This is a genomic window from Nocardia noduli, assembly GCF_019038455.1.
GTDB classification, from domain to species: domain Bacteria; phylum Actinomycetota; class Actinomycetes; order Mycobacteriales; family Mycobacteriaceae; genus Nocardia; species Nocardia noduli.
In genome coordinates this window covers 38,559-57,544 of the sequence record NZ_JAFMPL010000034.1, presented here as the reverse complement: position 1 = coordinate 57,544, position 18,986 = coordinate 38,559, and the positions used below count along the sequence as shown (strand labels likewise).

2 protein-coding genes are annotated in these 18,986 nt (G+C 69.9%); both read left to right on the top strand.

Annotated elements, in window-relative coordinates; translation table 11 throughout:
* Positions 1-43: 43 nt before the first annotated feature.
* On the top strand, positions 44-11,278 hold the full coding sequence (locus tag JZ792_RS19770; RefSeq protein WP_216912071.1) for a non-ribosomal peptide synthetase: 11,235 nt from the start codon (positions 44-46) through the stop codon (positions 11,276-11,278).
* Between the two features lie 227 nt (positions 11,279-11,505).
* The gene (locus JZ792_RS19765; RefSeq protein ID WP_438804350.1) at positions 11,506-18,864 is read left to right on the top strand and encodes a non-ribosomal peptide synthetase; all 7,359 of its coding nucleotides are present in this window, start codon (positions 11,506-11,508) and stop codon (positions 18,862-18,864) included.
* Positions 18,865-18,986: the final 122 nt, after the last annotated feature.

Genomic DNA, 18,986 nt, shown 5'->3' with positions numbered 1-18,986 from the left:
GGCGCAATTGTGTGAGCTCGACCGAGAGGAATGCTGGACACCGATGGATGGGGTTCGCCGGACTGCTCGAGGTCGCATTCGTCGCCGATCGAGCGCCCCGCTGTTCGTTCAGTTGCTGACCGTCGCGGTGGAGTCCGCCGCCGACTCGATAGCCATCAGCTACAACCCGATCGGTGCCGCGGGCCGCCGCGAGCTCACCTATACCGAGCTGGACGAATCGTCGTCGCGACTGGCACGCGAACTGATCGACCGCGGTATCGGCCCCGGTGATGTCGTCGCCGCCGGATTCACCCGTTCGATCGAATCGGTGCTGACGGTATGGGCGGTCGCGAAAACCGGCGCGGCCTACGTCCCCGTCGATCCAGCCCTTCCACCCGAACGCGCCGCCTACCTCGTCGCCGATTCCGGTGCGGTGCTCGGGCTCACCGATTCCACGCACCGCGCGCGATTCGGCACCGATATCGACTGGCTCGAACTCGACGATCCGGACTGTCGCCGCCGGATCGAGGCCAGGCCCGCGCATCCCATTTCCTACGTCGACCGGGTGCGGGCGCTGACCGAACAGCATCCGGCCTACATCATCTACACCTCCGGCTCCACCGGTCGTCCCAAGGGCGTCGTGGTGACCCACACCGGACTCGCGGCGCTGGTCACCGCGCAGCGCGAGCGTTACGCGGTGCACGAGCGGGCCCGGGTCCTGCACGTGTGCTCGCCCAGTTTCGACGTCTCGGTGCTCGAACTGCTGCTCGCCTTCGGTTCGGGGGCGACGCTGGTCGTCTCGCCGCCGACGGTGTTCGGCGGCGTCGAACTCGCCGATCTGATCCGTCGCGAACACGTCACGCACATGTTGATCACCCCGGCGGCGCTCGAATCCGTCGATCCGGCCGGGTTGGACGGGCTGCGGGTCGTCGTGGTCGCGGGCGATGCCTTCGGGCCGGGCCTGGTCGAGCGGTGGGCGGTGGACGGACGGGCCTTCTACAACGGCTACGGACCCACCGAGGCCACGATCCTGGCCACCGGCAGCGCCGAACTCACGCCGGGCGCGCCGATCACCATCGGCGCGGCCCTGCCCGGCGTCGGCGCGGTGGTGCTCGACACCCGGCTGCGTCCGGTGCCCGCGGGGGTCACCGGCGAGCTGTACCTGTTCGGACCGGCGCTCGCGCGCGGTTATCTGGGGCGGGCGGCCCTGACGGCGGACCGGTTCGTCGCCAATCCTTTCGGCGGCGACGCGGGCACGGCGGGCACGCGCATGTATCGCACCGGTGATCTGGTGCGCCGCCGCGCCGACGCCGGTGTTCTCGAATATCTGGGCCGGTCCGATTTCCAGGTGAAGGTCCGCGGTTTCCGTATCGAACTCGGCGAGATCGATGCCGCGCTGACCGCCCATCCCGATATCGAATACGCGGCGACCCTCGGCAAGGTCGCGCCGTCGGGTGCGACGATGCTGGTCTCGTACGTGCTGGCGCGCGACGGGATCGCCGTCGACACCGGGGAACTCGGCCACTTCGTCGGTACCTCGCTACCGGGCCATATGGTGCCGTCCGCGATCATCGCGCTCGACGCGATTCCGCTGACCCCCAACGGGAAGCTGGATCGCCAGGCGCTCCCGGAACCGGTTTTCCAGACCTCGGTCTCGCGGGATCCGGTCGGCGTCGTCGAATCCCATCTCGCGGAACTGTTCACGCAGGTACTCGGGGTGCGGGTCGGGGCGCAGGATTCGTTCTTCGCCGCGGGCGGTGACAGCATCCTGTCGATCCAGTTGGTGTCGCGGGCCAGGGTTTCGGGGATCGCCTTCACCCCGCAGGACGTCTTCGAACAGCGCACGGTGGAGGGATTGGCGCGGGTCGCGGTGCTCGGCGGCGAATCCGCGCCGACGCTCGCGGAACTGCCGGGTGGCGGCGTGGGGGAGATGCCGCTGACGCCGGTGCTGTCCGCGTACCTGTCCGGGGGACGGATCTTCGGCCGGTTCACCCAGCAGATGGTGCTCGCCCTGCCCGACCGGGTCGACCGGGCCGATCTGGTCGCGACCCTGGCCGCGGTGCTCGATCACCACGACATGTTGCGCGCGCGACTGCGTTCGGTCGACGGGCGCTGGGAACTGTGCGCGCTGCCCCCCGGTGCCGTCGACGTGGAAACGCTGCTCACTCGCGTCGAACTGCCCGGGGGACTCGACGCGCGAGCTCTGAGCAGAGCCGCGGATACCGCGATGAATTTCGCGCTCGACACCCTGGAACCGGAACGGGCGCGGGTGGTCGCCTTCGCCTGGCTGTCGCGCCCCGACGGCAGGGACGCACTGATCGTGGCGGCGAACCACACGGTCATCGACGGTGTGTCGTGGCGGATCCTGATCGGTGATCTGCTGACGGCGTGGGCGCTGCGCGCGGCCGGGCAGCCGATCGCACTGCCCGAGGTCGGCACCTCGTTCCGTCGCTGGGCGCACGGGCTCGTCGACGCGGCGGCGACCCGCGCCGACGAGACGGCGTACTGGCGAGGGGTGCTCGCGGTGCCCGATCCGCCGCTGGGAGCGCGGGTTCTGGATCCGGCGATCGATACCGCCGCCACCGTTCGGCGGGTCGGCGTCACACTGTCGGCCGAGGTCACCCACGCGGTGCTGACCGAACTTCCCGCGCGCTATCGCGGTGGCGTCAACGACGGCCTGCTGGCAGCACTCGCGCTGGCGGTGCGTTCGTGGCGGGCCGATCGCGGCATCGACGCCGCGGCCACCCGCATCCGGCTCGAAGGTCACGGCCGCGAGGAGTCGGCGGTCGCGGGCGCCGATCTGACCCGCACCGTCGGCTGGTTCACCACCGTGTATCCGGTCGCGCTCGACCTGACCGGTATCGCCCGTGACGCCGCGCGCCGCGACGGCGACGAGATCGGCGCACTGCTCAAAACCGTGAAGGAGCAGCTGCTCTCGGTTCCGGATCGCGGTATCGGTTTCGGCATGGCACGCCATCTCGGTGGCGATGGTGGCGAACTCGACGGCTCGCTCGGCCAGATCGGCTTCAACTACCTGGGACGGATCGCCACCGGCGGGATGTCCGAATCCGCTTCCGCTGCCGGCTGGCTGCCGACCGGCGAATGGGGTGAACCGGAGGCCGAACAGGATCCGGAGATGCCCGCCGCCGCCGTCGTGGACATCAACGCGATCGTCATCGAGGCGGAGTCGGGCGCCGAGTTGACCGCCTCGTTCGCCTACGCGGGCGAGATACTCGACGAGTCGGCCGTGCGCGATCTGGCCGAGCACTGGGTGGCGGCGCTGACCGCGCTCGGCGCACACGCGCACGACCCGTCGGCCGGTGGCCTGACCCCGTCGGATGTGCCGCTGGTCCGTGTGGGCCAGGCCGAACTCGACCGCTGGCAGCGCGAATACCCGGGGCTGGCCGATGTGCTCCCGCTGTCTCCGCTACAGGCCGGTCTGCTGTTCCTGGTCGAGGTTTCGGAGGGTTCGGCCGATCCGTACCTGCTCCAGTCGGCGGTGGAACTGTCCGGCGTGATCGATCCGGACCGGCTGCGCGTGGCGGCGCAGACGGTGCTCGATCGCCAGGCCATCCTGCGCACGGCGTTCGTGGCCACCGCCGAGGGCGTGCCGGTCCAACTCGTCGCCGAGGGCACCCGGGTGCCGTGGCGGATCGTGGACACCGACGAACAGGATCCCGTCGCGCTGCTCGCGGCCGAGCAGCGCCTCTCCTTCGACCCCACGGTCGCGCCGCTGCTGCGATTCACGCTGTACCGCGCGGATTCCGGGCGCGTGCACCTCGTGCTCACCGCACATCATCTGCTGCTCGACGGCTGGTCGATGCCGCTGCTGATGAAGGAATTGCTGATCTCCTACGCGGTGCACGGCGATCCGGAGGCGATGCCGCGCGTGCGCCCGTACCGCGATCATCTGGCCTGGCTGGCGCGATACGACGGCGATACCGCGATCGGCGCGTGGCGCGAGGCGCTGCGCGAGGTCACACCGACCCGGTTGGCCGCCGCCCTGCCCGCGCCGATGTCGCCGGTATCGGGGTACGGGGATTGCGAGGCCGATCTGTCGGTGGCCGAGACGACCGCGCTGACCGAATTCGCGGCCGCCAACGACGTCACCGTCAATACCGTGGTGCAGGCGGCCTGGGGCCTGGTGCTCGCGGGCAGTGTCGGCGGTCGGGACGTGGTCTTCGGCGCGGTGGTGTCCGGTCGTCCGCCGCAGCTCGACGGCGTCGACGACATGGTCGGCCTCTTCGCCAATACCGTCCCGGTCCGCGTCCGCTTCGATCCGGACGCGCCGCTGCACCGTCTGCTGGAACAGCTTCGCTCCGAACAGGTTTCGCTGTTGGGCAGCCATCACGTCGGATTGTCCGAGATCCAGCGGGTGGCCGGTGCGGGCGAACTGTTCGATTCGCTGATGGCCTATCAGTCCTATCCCGTCGACGCCGACGGCCTGCGCGAGGCCTACGGCACGATCGACGGTCTGGAGATCGTCGCGCTGCACGGCGCCAATGTGACCCACTATCCGGTCGCCGTCCAGATCGACCTGGGGACACGGCTGCTCGTGCGGGTGCAGTACCGCCTCGACTCGGTCACCACCGAGGCCGCGCGGGCACTGGCCGACCGATTGCGCACCACCATCGGCGAACTCGTCTCGGCGCCGGAACACACCCCGGCCGATCTCGACGCGCTGTTCACCCGCCGCGGAGACGTCATCGCCCAGGCGAGGTATTGGCGCGAGACGCTCGCGGACCTGCCGCAGGACTGGAGTCTGCCCACCGACCGGCCGAGGCCGCTCGCACCCGTCGTCGCCACCGGTCGCGTGGAATTCCGGGTGGACGGTCCGGCGTACCGCTCGGCGCTCGAACTCGCCCGCAGCCGTCGTACGACCGTATTCTCCTTCGTCCATTCGGTTTTCGCGATTCTGCTGGCGAGGCTATCAGGAGGCGACGATATCGCCGTCGCCGGGGCGGATGCGGCGGACGCAGTGGTATTGCGCACCGGGATCACCGGCGACACCCCCTTCGAAACGGTACTGGAACAGGCGAAAGAGACTGCCGCCCAAGCGTTCGCGCGGGCGGCGTTGTCTCTCGACGCTGTCGTCGCGCTGCTCGATCGACCGGAGACCGCCCCGTCGCCGGTGCGCGTGGCGCTGTCGGCCGGACACCGCATCGATACCACCGGATTCGATCTGGCGCTGTGCATACGTGAATCCCAGGATGGTATCGACGCCGAATTCGATTTCGCGCCTGAGCTTTTCGACCGGGATACGGTCGAGATCCTCGCCGAACGCTTCCTGCTGCTGTTCGCCGACGCCGCCGAGCGGCCCGGTACGCCGGTCGGTGACCTGGCACTGCTGAGCGCGGCCGAGCACGTGACGCTGACCCGGGTCGCGGGTGACGACGTCATGGCTTCCGCGACGATGCCCGAACTGTGGGGCAGAGGTGTCGAATCCGGGCGTGACCGGGTCGCGGTGCGGTACCGGGGACGATCCATCCGGTACGGCGAGTTGGACGAGTACACCTCGCGCCTGGCGCGGGTGCTGATCGAACGCGGTATCGGACCGGAGGATTCGGTCGCGGTCGCCCTGCCGCGTTCCTACGAGATGGTCGCCGCCGCACTGGCGGTCGCCAAGGCCGGTGGCGCGCACGTGCCGATGGATCCGGCGCATCCGTTCGAGCGGTCGCGCCATCTGGTCACCGATTCCGGCGCGGTACTCGGCATCACCGTCTCCGAATACGCCGAACGGCTACCCGACGACGTGGAATGGCTGGTCCTGGACCACCCGGCCTTCGAACGGCACTGTGCGACGCGACCGGCGACCCCGGTGACCGACGCGGACCGACGTGCCCCGCTCGATATCCGCAATCCCGCCTATGTCATCTACACCTCCGGTTCGACGGGCAGGCCCAAGGGCGTCACCGTCACCCACGCCGGACTCGGCGGTCTGGTGGACGAGGCGGTGCGCCGCTACCGGCTCGCGTCGCGGCACCGGATGCTGCACATCTGCGCGCCGAGTTTCGACCCGTCCGTGCTCGAATGGCTGTGCGCGTTCTCGGTCGGCGCGACCCTGGTGATCGCCGACCGCGCGGTGATCGGCGGACAGGAACTCGGTGACCTGCTGAGCTCCGAGGCGGTCACCCACGCGATCATCACCCCGGCGGTGCTCGGCACCGTCGATCCAGCGGGTCTGGACGCGCTCGAGGTGGTGTCGGTCGGCGGCGACGTGACGACACCGGATCTGCTCGCGACCTGGCAGCCGGGACGCCGCTACCTCAACGGCTACGGACCGACCGAGACCACCATCATCTCGACCTACGCGGAATTGGCTGCGGGGGAGCGCATCACGATCGGCAAACCGGTGCACGGCATGTCGGCGCTCGTCCTGGACGCGCGCCTGCGGCCGGTACCTCCGGGTGTCACCGGTGAGCTGTATCTGGCCGGGGGCGGTCTGGCGCGCGGTTACCGGAACCGGCCGGGTCTGTCGGCCGAACGTTTCGTCGCCGATCCGTGGGGCGGACCGGGCACGCGGATGTACCGGACCGGGGATCTGGTCCGGCGGGTCACCGCGGCCGACGCCGAATCGGCGGGCCCGCGACTGGAATACCTGGGCCGCACGGATTTCCAGGTCAAGGTGCGCGGCTACCGGATCGAACTCGGCGAGATCGACTCGGTACTGCTCGCGCATCCCGATGTCGATTTCGCGGTCACCGTCGGACGTGAGAACGCGAGCGGCGCGACCGTTCTCGTGTCGTACGTGACCGGGACGGGGCTCGACCCCGACGCCGTGCGACGAATCGCAACGCGGACGCTGCCCGCGCATATGGTGCCCGCCGCGGTGGTCGTCCTCGACCAGGTCCCGCTGACTTCGGTGGGCAAACTCGACCGCGCGGCCCTGCCCGATCCGCGCGTCGCGACGCGCCCCTACCGCGCGCCGTCGACGGGTGCGCAGCACACCGTGGCCGAGATCTTCGCCGAGGTACTCGGGATCGAACGCGTGGGGGCCGACGACGACTTCTTCGATCGGGGCGGCAATTCGCTGCTGGCCACCCGGGTGACCGCGCGCCTCGGCACGGCGTTCGACGCGCGGGTTCCCGTGCGGGTGCTGTTCGCCGCGCCGACCGTCGCCGAATGCGCCGAAGCGGTGACCCGACTCACCGGCGTCCGGCCGAGCGCGCCGGTGCTCGCGCGCACGAGTGGTGGTGCGGGCGAACATATTCCGCTCTCGCCCGCGCAGCGACGGATGTGGTTCCTCAACAGATTCGACGCGGAATCGGCGGCCTACAACATCCCCGTCGTGCTGCGCCTGACCGGCGCGCTCGACGCCGACGCGCTGCGCCTGGCCTTCGCCGATCTCGTTCTGCGACACGAGATCCTGCGCACCAGGTACCCGCAGACCGAGGAGGGGCCCGCGCAGGTCGTTCTCGCCCCCGAACACGAGGACGCACCGCGACTGGCGCTGCGGGAGGTCACCGATATCGATACCGCCGTCGCGCGGGCGGCCGGGGTGGTCTTCGACGTCACCGCGCAGGTTCCGGTGCGCGCGGAACTGCTGCGCGTCGCGGCGAGCGATCACGTACTGGTCATGGTGGTCCATCACATCTGCGCCGACGGACTTTCCGCCGGTCCGCTGACGCGGGATCTGGCGACGGCCTACGCGGCGCGTGCGCGCGGCGAGGAGCCGGGATGGGCTCCGCTGCCGTTCCAGTACGCCGACTACGCGCTGTCGCAGTGCGCGATGCTCGGCAGCGAGGACCGGCCGGGTTCGGTGGCGGCCGAACAGATGGCCTACTGGCGCGCCGCGCTCGCCGACCTGCCCGATCAGCTGGAACTACCGAGGGACCGGCCCCGGCCTCCGGCGCAGTCGTTCGCGGGCGGCCGGGTGGAACTGCGTGTCGACGCGGACGCGCACGCCGCGCTCGCCGGTATCGCGCGCACCCATTCGGCGACGCTGTTCATGGTCGTGCACACCGCGCTCGCGATACTGCTCGCACGCCTGTCGGGTACCGACGACATCGCGATCGGCGCCCCGATCGCCGGCCGCGCCGATCCCGCGCTGGACGACCTGATCGGCATGTTCGTCAACACCCTCGTCCTGCGCACCCGGGTCGACGACGGCATGGGTTTCACCGAACTGCTCACCCGGCAGCGCGAGACGGATCTGGACGCCTTCGCCCACGCCGACGTGCCCTTCGAACGGTTGGTGGAGGTGCTCAACCCGGCGCGTTCCACCGCGCGGCATCCGCTGTTCCAGGTCGGGCTCTCCTTCCAGAACCTGGACCGGGTCCGAATGGAACTGCCGGGACTGACCATCACGACCGGGGACGCGGATCTGCGGCTCTCGCAATTCGATCTGCATGTCGTCGTGGCCGACAGCTACGACGAACACGGCGACCCGGCCGGTCTGAGCGGCTACTTCACCTACGCCACAGATCTGTTCGACGAATCGACGGTGCGGGGTTTCACCGACCGTTTCGCGCGGATCATCGACGCGGTGATCGAGGACGCGGACATTCCGGTCGGCGCGATCGACATGCTCTCGCCCACCGAGCGGGCGCGGATGCTCGACGACTGGAACGACACCGCGCGCGAGCTGGATTCGACCACGACCCTGGTGACGCTGCTCGACGCCGCGGTGGCCGCCGTGCCCGACGCGGTCGCCCTGGTCGCGCCGGACGGCGCGCGGCTGACCTACGCGGAGCTGGACCGGCGCGTGAACGGTCTCGCGCGGTATCTGATCTCGCTCGGCGTCGGTCCCGAGTCGCGGGTGGCGCTCGCCCTCGATCGTTCGGTGGATCTCGTCGTCGCGCTGTTCGCGGTGACGCGGGCGGGCGGCGCGTACGTGCCGATCGATCCGGACCAGCCCGCGGTCCGTTCGGACTACATCCTGGAAACGGCCGCCCCGATCTGCGTGCTCACCGATACCGGCACCGCCTTCGCTACCGAGGCCGCGCCGGTGATCGGCCTGGACGACCTCGATCTCGGCGCGGTGAGCACCGCCCCCATCACCGACGCCGATCGGCTCGCACCGCTGCGCGCCGCGCACACCGCGTATGTCATCTTCACCTCCGGTTCCACCGGGCGACCCAAGGGCGTCGCGGTGTCGCACGCCGCGATCGTCAACCAGTTGCTCTGGAAGACAGCGGAATTCGGCCTCGACGGCGATGACGTGATGGTGTTGAAGACGGCGGTGACCTTCGACGTGTCGCTGTGGGAGCTGTGGTCACCGGTGGTGTGCGGCGGCCGGTTGGTCATCGCGGCTCCCGGCGGGCAGCGCGATCCGGCCTACCTCAACGAGTTGATGACGCGCGAGGGCGTGACGACGCTGCACGCGGTGCCGTCGATGCTCGACGCGCTGACGACGGGTCGGCTGCCGGGTTCGCTGCGCCGGGTGCTCACCGCGGGTGAGGCGCTGCCGCCCGTGCTGGCCAGGCGGTTCGCCACGGCCGCGCCGTGGGCGGAACTGTTCAATCTGTACGGCCCGACGGAAGCGGCGGTCGTCGTCACCGGCCACCGGGTCGACGCCGCCGATCGGCCGACCGTGCCGATCGGCGTCCCGGTGTGGAACAGCCGTGTCTACGTGCTGGATCGGTGGCTGCGACCGGTGCCGCCCGGGGTCAGCGGTGAATTGTATTTGGCCGGAGCGCAGTTGGCGCGCGGCTATTTCGGCCGCCCCGGATTGACCACGGAGCGTTTCGTGGCCGATCCGTTCCGGCCGGGCGAACGCATGTATCGCACCGGCGATCTCGCGGCCTGGTCCGCCGACGGCGTGCTCGACCACAGGGGCCGCACCGACTTCCAGGTCAAGATCCGGGGCTATCGCATCGAACTCGGCGAGATCGACGCCGTGCTGACCACCCACGACGACGTCTACATCGCCGTCACGATCGGGCGCGACAACGCCGCGGGGGCGACCACGCTGGTGTCCTACGTGGTCGCGGTCGAGGGCGCGATGCTCGACCCGGACCGGCTCGCGGACTGGGCGGCGCGCACCCTGCCGTCGCATATGGTGCCGGGCGCGATCGTCGTGCTGGACGAACTGCCGCTGACCTCGGTGGGCAAACTCGACCGGGCGGCGCTCCCCGAGCCGCGCGCCCGTCGACGCGCCCACCGCGCGCCGGTGACCGGGCTGGAGCGCACCGTGTGTGGGATCTTCGCCGATGTGCTCGGCCTGGATCGGGTCGGACTCGACGACAACTTCTTCGAACTCGGCGGTAATTCGCTGATCGCGACCGAGCTGTCCGCTCGGCTGAGTGACGCGGTGTCCGAGCGGGTTCCGGTGGTGTGGATCTTCACCGCGCCGACCCCGGCGGCCGTCGTCGCCGAGTTGCGGGTGCGTGGCACCGAAGGCGCGGGCGCGGACGCGGCGTTCGACATGCTGTTGCCGTTGCGGACCTCCGGCACGGCCGAACCGCTGTTCTGTATCCATCCCATGAGCGGGATCTCGTGGTCCTTCGCCGGACTGGTCGTCCACCTGGACGCCGACCGACCGCTCTACGGACTCCAGACCCCGGTACTGGGCTCGGCCGCGCCGCTACCGGATTCGATCGAGGACTGGGCGCGGCACTACGTCAAACAGATCCGCGCGGTACAGCCGGAAGGGCCGTATCACCTGCTCGGCTGGTCGCTGGGCGGCGTGCTCGCGCACGCGATGGCCGTGCAGTTGCAGGACGAGGGCGAGCGGGTGGCGCTGCTCGGCATGATGGACAGCGCGCTGCGCCATATCGCCGAACCGGACACCGTCGCGCACTGCTGGCCGGAGGTGCGGCGGGAGCTGGTGCGGGAGTTGTTCGTCGATCTGTTCGGCGATCCGGGACCGGACGAGGGCGGGGACGAGGCGAGCGAGGTCGCGTTGCTCGCGCAGCGGTTGAGCGCGCTGCCCGAACCGTTCGCCTCGTTCGGGGCCGCGCGGATCGAGCGGGTGGTCGACGCCGCGATCGAGTCCATCGCCCTCGACGCCGCCTACCGTCCCAGGCCCTTCGCCGGTGACCTCGTCTATTTCTCGGCGGTCGGCGACCCCACCGCCGCAGTCGACACCGCCGCAGTCGACGCCACGACAACCGACGCCGCCACGACAACCGCCGCCACGACAGAAGACGCCGCCACGGCCCACACAGAGGCCGGTGAAACCGAGGCCGCGAGCGACGGGACGGCCGCCTCCACCAGGCCGCCGGGTACCAATGCCGCGACCTGGACCGAAGCGGTGACCGGATGTGTGCGTGATCACCCGATTCCGGTCGCGCACGGGCGGATGGCCACCGATGCCTCGCTGCGCACGATCGCCGAACTGCTGAGGTACCGGTTGTGAGAACTCCAGCGGCAGCCGACGGTGACCTGTGAGCAGCCCCACGTACCGACGGTTCTGCAACATCGCGGCCCCCGGAACCGATGCATCCGGGGAAAGCACCCGGCCGTCGGTCATATGTCCGCCGGGTGTCGGTGACCGGGCCGACCGATATGATTGCTCGGACCGCGCTGGCCCAGGATCACGATCCACGGGGTGGGGCCGATTGACAGAACGGCCGTGCGGCCGAGTTGCACGCGAGAGGTGATCACACCCGAATGGATACTGCCCGCCGTACTGGCCGTTCTAGTCGTCGCCGCAGGTCGGGCAGCCCCACCTTCGGTCAGCTGCTGACCGCCGCGGTCGAGTCCGCCGCCGATTCGGTGGCCGTGCGCGAGCACGACGTCGAACTCACCTACCGCCAGATGGACGCGGATTCCTCGCGTCTGGCCCGTGAACTCATCGAACGCGGCGTCGGCCCCGGTGACGTCGTCGCCATCGGCATCGCCCGCAGTATCGAATCGGTGCTGTCGGTCTGGGCCATCGCGAAGACCGGAGCGGCCTACGTACCGGTGGATCCGTCCTATCCGTCGGACCGGATCGCGCACATCCTGTCCGATTCCGGCGCGACCGTCGGACTCACCACCAAGGCTCACCGCTCGGTGCTCGGATCGTCGGTGTACTGGATCGAACTCAACGATCCGGTGGTCGCCGGACGGCTCGCCGACCGCCCGGAACACCCGATCTCCTACACCGACCGGGTGCGTCCGCTCGACGAGCGCCATCCGGCCTATGTCATCTACACCTCCGGTTCCACCGGCAAGCCCAAGGGCGTCGTCGTCAGCCACACCGGTCTCGCGGGACTGGTGGCGGCCGAACGCGAGCACTACGGCATCGATGGACAGTCGCGGGTGCTGCACGTCTGCTCGCCGAATTTCGACGTGTCCGTGCTCGAACTGCTGCTCGCCTTCACCGCGGGCGCGACCCTGGTGATCTCACCGCCGTCGGTCTTCGGCGGTTTCGAACTCGCCGACCTGCTGCGTCGCGAACGGGTGACGCACATGCTGATCACCCCCGGGGCGCTGGAATCGGTCGACGCGGCCGATCTGCCCGATCTGCGGGCCATCGTCGTCGCGGGCGACAAATTCGGTCCGGAACTGGTCGGCCGCTGGGCCGACGGCACCCGCGAGTTCTACAACGGTTACGGCCCGACCGAGGCCACCATCCTCGCGACGAGTTCCGCGCCGATGCGGGCCGACGAACCGGTCACCATCGGCACTGCCATTCCCGGCGTCGGCGCGTTCGTCCTCGATCCGAGGTTGCGGCCGGTTCCGGCGGGTGTCATCGGCGAGCTCTACCTGTCCGGTCCCGCGCTCGCGCAGGGCTACCTCGGCCGTCCCGGTCTCACCGCCGAACGTTTCGTGGCGAGTCCGTTCGGCGCGGAAACCGAGAACGCGGGGGCCAGGCTGTACCGCACCGGCGACCTGGTGCGCCGCGCCGAGGACGGCGGGGCCATCGAATATCTGGGCCGGGTCGACTTCCAGGTCAAGGTCCGCGGTTTCCGTATCGAACTCGGCGAGATCGACAACGCGCTGACCGCTCATCCGACCGTCGACTACGCGGCGACGCTCGGCAAGACGCTGCCCTCGGGCCAGACGGCGCTGGTGTCGTACGTCCTGCCGCACGAGCACGCCGCCGTCGACACCGCCGCGCTCACCGCGCATCTCGCGGAATCGCTTCCCGCATATATGATTCCGGCCGCGATCGTGGTGCTGGAGCAGATTCCGCTCAACGCGGTGGGCAAACTCGATCGCGCCGCGCTACCCGAGCCGGTGTTCGCCGTGCGCGAATTCCGGGCGCCGACCACACCGACCGAGCGCACCATCGCCGAGATCTTCGGCGCGCTGCTGCTCGCCGGTGTCGAGGACGCCGAGGTGGGCGCCGACGACGACTTCTTCGAACTCGGCGGCAATTCGCTGCTCGCCGCGCAGGCGGCGGCCCGGATCGGTTCCGCGCTCGACGTGCGGGTTCCGGTGCAGTTGCTGTTCGAGGCGACCACCGTGACGGCGCTGGCCGAACGCGTCGAGCAGCAGGCGAACACCCCCGCGGGCCGCGCGCTGCATCCGGTGGAACGTCCGGAGCGGGTGCCGCTGTCCTATGCCCAGCAGCGGATGTGGTTCCTCAACCGTTTCGATCCGGCGAGCGCGGTCAACAACATTCCGATGGCGGTGCGCCTGTCCGGCAGGCTCGACGTCGCGGCGCTGCGTGCCGCGGTGGGCGATCTGATCGAGCGTCACGAGGTATTGCGCACCGTCTACCCCGAAGTCGACGGTATCGGCGTGCAGCGGGTGCTCTCGATCGACGACGCCGACGCGGTGCCGGAACTGCTGGTGATCGAGGGCAGCGAGGAGCGGGTACCCCAGTTCGTCGGCGAGACGGTGATGGCCGGTTTCGACGTGACCGCCGCGCCGCCGATCCGGCTGCGCCTGATGAGTATCGGCGCGACCGAGCACATCCTGGTCAGCGTGGTGCACCACATCGCCGGTGACGGCTTCTCGATGGGCCCGCTGACCCGGGACCTGATGACCGCCTACGCCGATCGGGTCTCCGGCGCGGCGCCGATCTGGCCCGCGCTCGAGGTGCAGTACGCCGATTTCGCGATCTGGCAGCGCGAAACCCTCGGTGGCGAGGACGATCCGGATTCGCTGCTCAGTCGTCAGATCGGCTTCTGGAAGCGCGAATTGACCGGTCTCCCGGAACAATTGAACCTGCCCGCCGACCGTCCGCGTCCCGCCGTCGCCAGCAACGAGGGCGCGACGCTGCGCGCGAATCTCGACGCCGGATTGCACACCGCGTTGCGCGCGGTGGCCAAGCGACACAATTCGACGCTGTTCATGGTCGCGCACGCCGCGCTCGCGGTGCTGCTGGCCCGGCTGTCGGGCACCAGGGATATCGCCATCGGCACCCCGGTGGCCGGTCGCGGCGAGGCGGCGCTCGACGATCTGATCGGCATGTTCGTCAACACCCTCGTGCTGCGCACCGAAGTCGATCCCGGCGTCACGTTCGAGGAACTGCTCGGCCGGGTCCGCGGCAGCGACGTGGAGGCCTTCGGCAACGCCGACGTGCCGTTCGAGCGGCTCGTCGAACTGCTCGACCCGGTCCGCTCGACCGCGCGTCATCCGTTGTTCCAGGTGCTGCTCGTGCTCCAGAACCTCGCGCCCACCTCGCTGGAACTGCCCGAATTGATCGCGACGGGCGTCGAGATGACGGTGCCGCTCGCGAAATTCGACCTGCAACTGGAACTGGTCGAGAACATCGGGCCCGACGGCAGGGCCGAGGGCGTCTCGATCGCCTACACCTATGCCACCGACCTGTTCGACGAACCGACGGTGCGGGATTTCGCGGACCGGTTCGCGCTGGTGCTGTCCTCGCTGGTCGCCGATTCCTCGGCGATCGTCGGCGATATCGATCTGCTCGCCCCCGGCGAGCGCGAACTCGTACTGCGCGAATGGAATACGCCCGGCGCGTCCATCCCCGAGGTGACCCTGGTCGATCTGGTGGCCGTGCAGGCCAGGCTGCGCCCGAACGCGACGGCGATCCGCTTCGGCGACACCGCGTTGAGTTTCGCCGAACTCCAGCGCCGGGCCAACCGGGTCGCGCGCGCCCTGATCGCCAGTGGCGCGGGCCCGGAGAAACTGGTGGCCGTCGCGGTCGCTCGTACCGAGGATCTGCCCGTCGCCCTGCTCGGCGTGCTGCTCTCCGGCGCGGGATACCTGCCCATCGACACCGCCTATCCGGCCCAGCGGCTGGAATTCATGCTGTCCGACGCCGCCCCCGCCTGTGTTCTGGTGACGGCGGGGGAGCGCGACGCGGTGCCCGACACCGGCCGTCCGGTCGTGCTGTTGGAGGAGACCGCCCTCTTCGCCGACGCCCCCATCACCGACGCGGACCGGCGCGCGCCGTTGCGCCCGGACAATCTCGCCTACGTCATCTACACCTCCGGTTCCACGGGCGTGCCCAAGGGCGTCGGGGTGGCCCATCGCAATGTCGTCGAATTGTTCGCGAATACCCAGTCGCGGTTCGAATTCGACGAGACCGACGTGTGGACGCTGTTCCACTCCTTCGCGTTCGACTTCTCGGTCTGGGAACTGTGGTGCGCGCTGGCCAACGGCGGCACCGTCGTCGTGGTCGATTACCTGACCTCGCGGTCGCCGGAACTGTTCCGCGAGTTGCTGATTCGCGAACAGGTCACGGTGCTGAACCAGACGCCGTCGGCCTTCTACCAGCTGGCCGAGGCCGACCGCGCCGCGCACGCCACCGGCCAGGGCAAATTCGCGCTGCGCTACGTGGTGTTCGGCGGTGAGGCGCTCGACCTGCGTCAACTGCGGCGCTGGTACGACCGGCACGCGGTGGACGCGCCGTGGCTGGTCAACATGTACGGCATCACCGAAACCACGGTGCACGTGTCGTTCCTGTCGCTCGACGAACAGAAGGTGGAGAATCCGGCCAGCGTCATCGGCCGGGCGCTGCCGGGCCTGGACGCCTACGTCATCGATGAGCGGTTGCATCCCGCGCCGGTCGGGGTGGCCGGGGAGATCAATGTCGCGGGACGGCAGCTCTCGCGCGGCTACCTGGGCAGGCCGGGACTCACCGCGACCCGATTCGTCGCCAACCCGTTCGGCGCGCCCGGATCGCGGATGTACCGCACCGGTGACGTCGGTCGCTGGGTCGGACTCGGCGGTGAGGCGAATCTCGAATACGCGGGTCGCAGCGACCAGCAGGTCCAATTGCGCGGTTTCCGTATCGAACTCGGCGAGATCGAATCCGCGCTGCTGCGCTGCGCGGGCGTCAGCCAGGCCGTCGTGCTCATCGGCGCCGACGAGCACGCGGGCGACCGGCTCATCGCCTACGCGGTCCCCGATACCGGCGCGCGGCTCGATGCCGTCGAATTGCGTAGCGCCGTGGCGGAATTCCTGACCGGCTACATGGTGCCCGACGCCGTCGTCGTCCTGGAGTCGCTGCCGCTCACCCCCAACGGCAAACTGGATCGCAAGGCGCTACCCGCTCCGGAGTTCGTCAGCGACGCGACCTACCGCGCCCCGTCCTCACCGCTGGAACAGGCCGTGGCCGAGGTGTTCTCGGGACTGCTCGGCGGTGTCGAGGTCGGACTCGACGACGATTTCTTCGCACTCGGCGGCAATTCGCTGCTCGCCACGCGCGCGGTGGCCCGCGTCAACGCGGCGTTGGACGCGAAACTCGCGGTGCGCGAACTGTTCGAGGCCTCCACCGTCGCGGCGCTGGCCGCCCGGATCGTGCCCGGCGCGGGCGACGGTCCCGCCCGTCCGCCGCTGACCAGGGGTGAACGGCCCGATCAGGTGCCGCTGTCGCTGGTGCAGCAACGGATGTGGGTGCTCAATCAACTCGATCCGGCGTCGCCTGCCTACAACATTCCGCTCGCCATCCGGCTCAGCGGCGCACTCGACGTGTCCGCGCTGCGCTACGCCGTCGCCGATGTGCTCGAACGGCATGAGGCGCTGCGCACCCGCTACCCCGCCGAAGGCACCGGTGGCCTGCCGTACCAGGAGATCCTGACCGTCGCCGAGGCGCTGCCGGGCGGGCTCGAGGTCGAGACGAACGATGATCCGATGCGCCGCGTCGGCGAATTGATGGCGGTCGGCTTCGACGTGACCGCGAAGGTTCCGTTGCGTGCGGTGCTGCTGGTCGGCGAAGGCGCGGCCGAGGATCACCTGCTCGTCGTCGTGGTGCACCACATCGCGGCCGACGGTGTGTCGATGACGCCGCTGGCCCGCGACCTCGCCACCGCGTATGTCGCACGGGTGGAAGGACGTTCGCCGTCCTGGGTGCCGCTGGAACTGCAATACGCGGATTTCGCGCTGTGGCAGCGCGCCGCGATCGGCGAGGATTCCGACGAGAACTCCGTGGCCGCTACGCAATTGGCGTACTGGCGCGGACAGCTCGCCGGACTGTCCGGGGAATTGGCGCTGCCGCTGGACCGCCCGCGCCCGCAGGTGCCGTCCATGCGCGGGGCGGCGACCGGGATCGTGCTGCCCGCCGAGGTCAACGAGAATCTGACGAGAATCGCCCGCGAACACAATTCGACCCTGTTCATGGTCGTGCACGCCGCGCTCGCGGTACTGCTCGCGCGGATGTCGGGAAGTTCGGATATCGCCATCGGCACCGCCATCGCGGGTCGCGGTGAACGCGCGCTCGACGATCTCGTCGGCATGTTCGTCAACACCCTCGCGCTGCGTATCCCCGTCGATTCCGGCGCCACCTTCGGCGCCCTGGTCGACCGGGCGCGGGAAACCGATCTTTCGGCGTTCGGCAATGCCGACGTGCCGTTCGAGCGGGTGGTCGAGGTCGTCGCGCCGGGACGTTCGAGCGCGCACAATCCGCTGTTCCAGGTGGTGCTGTCGTTCGAGAGCACCGAACCGCCGTCGCTGGAACTGCCCGGACTGACGATCACCGGCCTGGACGCGGGCGCCGTCGCCGCCAAATTCGACCTCCAGGTCATCGTCGACCCGCGCCGCGCCGCCGACGGCACCACCGGTGAACTGAGCGTGGTCTTCAGCTACGCCACCGACATCTTCGACGAATCCACCGCGCGGGCGTTCGGTCGCCGTTTCGAGCGCATCGTCACCGCCGTCGCGGCCGACCCCTCGGTCGTCGTCGGCGATATCGACATCCTCGACGCCGAGGAACGCGACCGGGTGCTGGTCGGCGGTAGTGCCGATCCCGGCGAGAACACGGCGGCGACGGCGGGCGCGGCACTGACCCAGTCGCTGTCGGCCGCGGTCGAGGACGATCCGGACGGGCCCGCCGTCGTGTGGGGCGAGCGGGCGGTGTCCTACCAGGAACTCGACGCGCGATCCTCTCGTCTGGCACGGGTGCTGATCGAGCGCGGCTGCGGTCCCTGCGACGGCGTCGCGGTGCGGCTCGGCCGAGGCGTCGACGCGGTCGTGGCGCGCTGGGCGGTGCTCAAGGCCGGAGCCGCGCTGGCCCCGACCGCGTACCGGGACGACGTCCTGCCGGGCGCGGTCACGGTCGGCATCGGGTCGGTCGCCGACACCCGCGACGCCACCGTGGACTGGATCGCACTCGATGATCCCGCGGTCGCCGCGCGGATCGCCGCGCAATCGGCGCGCCCGGTGACCTACGCGAACCGGGTGCGCACCCTGCGCGGCGGCGATCCGGCCCTCTGGTCGGGCGGCGCCGTCGCCCTGACCTACGACGAGCTGGCCGCCGCAGCGGCCAGGATCGCGGCCCGCACCGAGATGACCTTCGAATCGCGTGTCTTCGCTCACGGTCGCCCGGAATCGCTGTCCGCGCTGATCGAGACGGTCGCCGCGGGCACGAACGGCGCGTCGATCGTCATCGGTGACGACGCGGGCGACCCGACCGGCTTCCTCGCCGACGAATGGGTCACCCATCTGTTCACCGACGCCGCCTCGTTCGCCGCCGTCGCGGTCTCGGAACTGGAGGACCTGAAAGTCGTGGTCCTGGAAGGTGATCCGGGTCCCGCGAGTTCCACCGGGCAGGTCGAAGTGCTCGCCCTGTCGGATCTCCTCGGCTTCGCGGTGCCGCGCTAGGCGGTTCCCGAACCCCGGTCGCGTGATTCGCGCGACCGGGTGGATTTCCTCGCGCGGGTGCGCCGAGGGGGACCGGTGTGGTGTGAACCCCCCATATAAAGGAGACGGGCGGCGTCCCCGTC

Excerpts from the sequence above, each read along its gene's own strand:
- JZ792_RS19770 (WP_216912071.1), top strand. The coding sequence starts at position 44 with ATGGATGGGGTTCGCCGGACTGCTCGAGGTCGCATTCGTCGCCGATCG.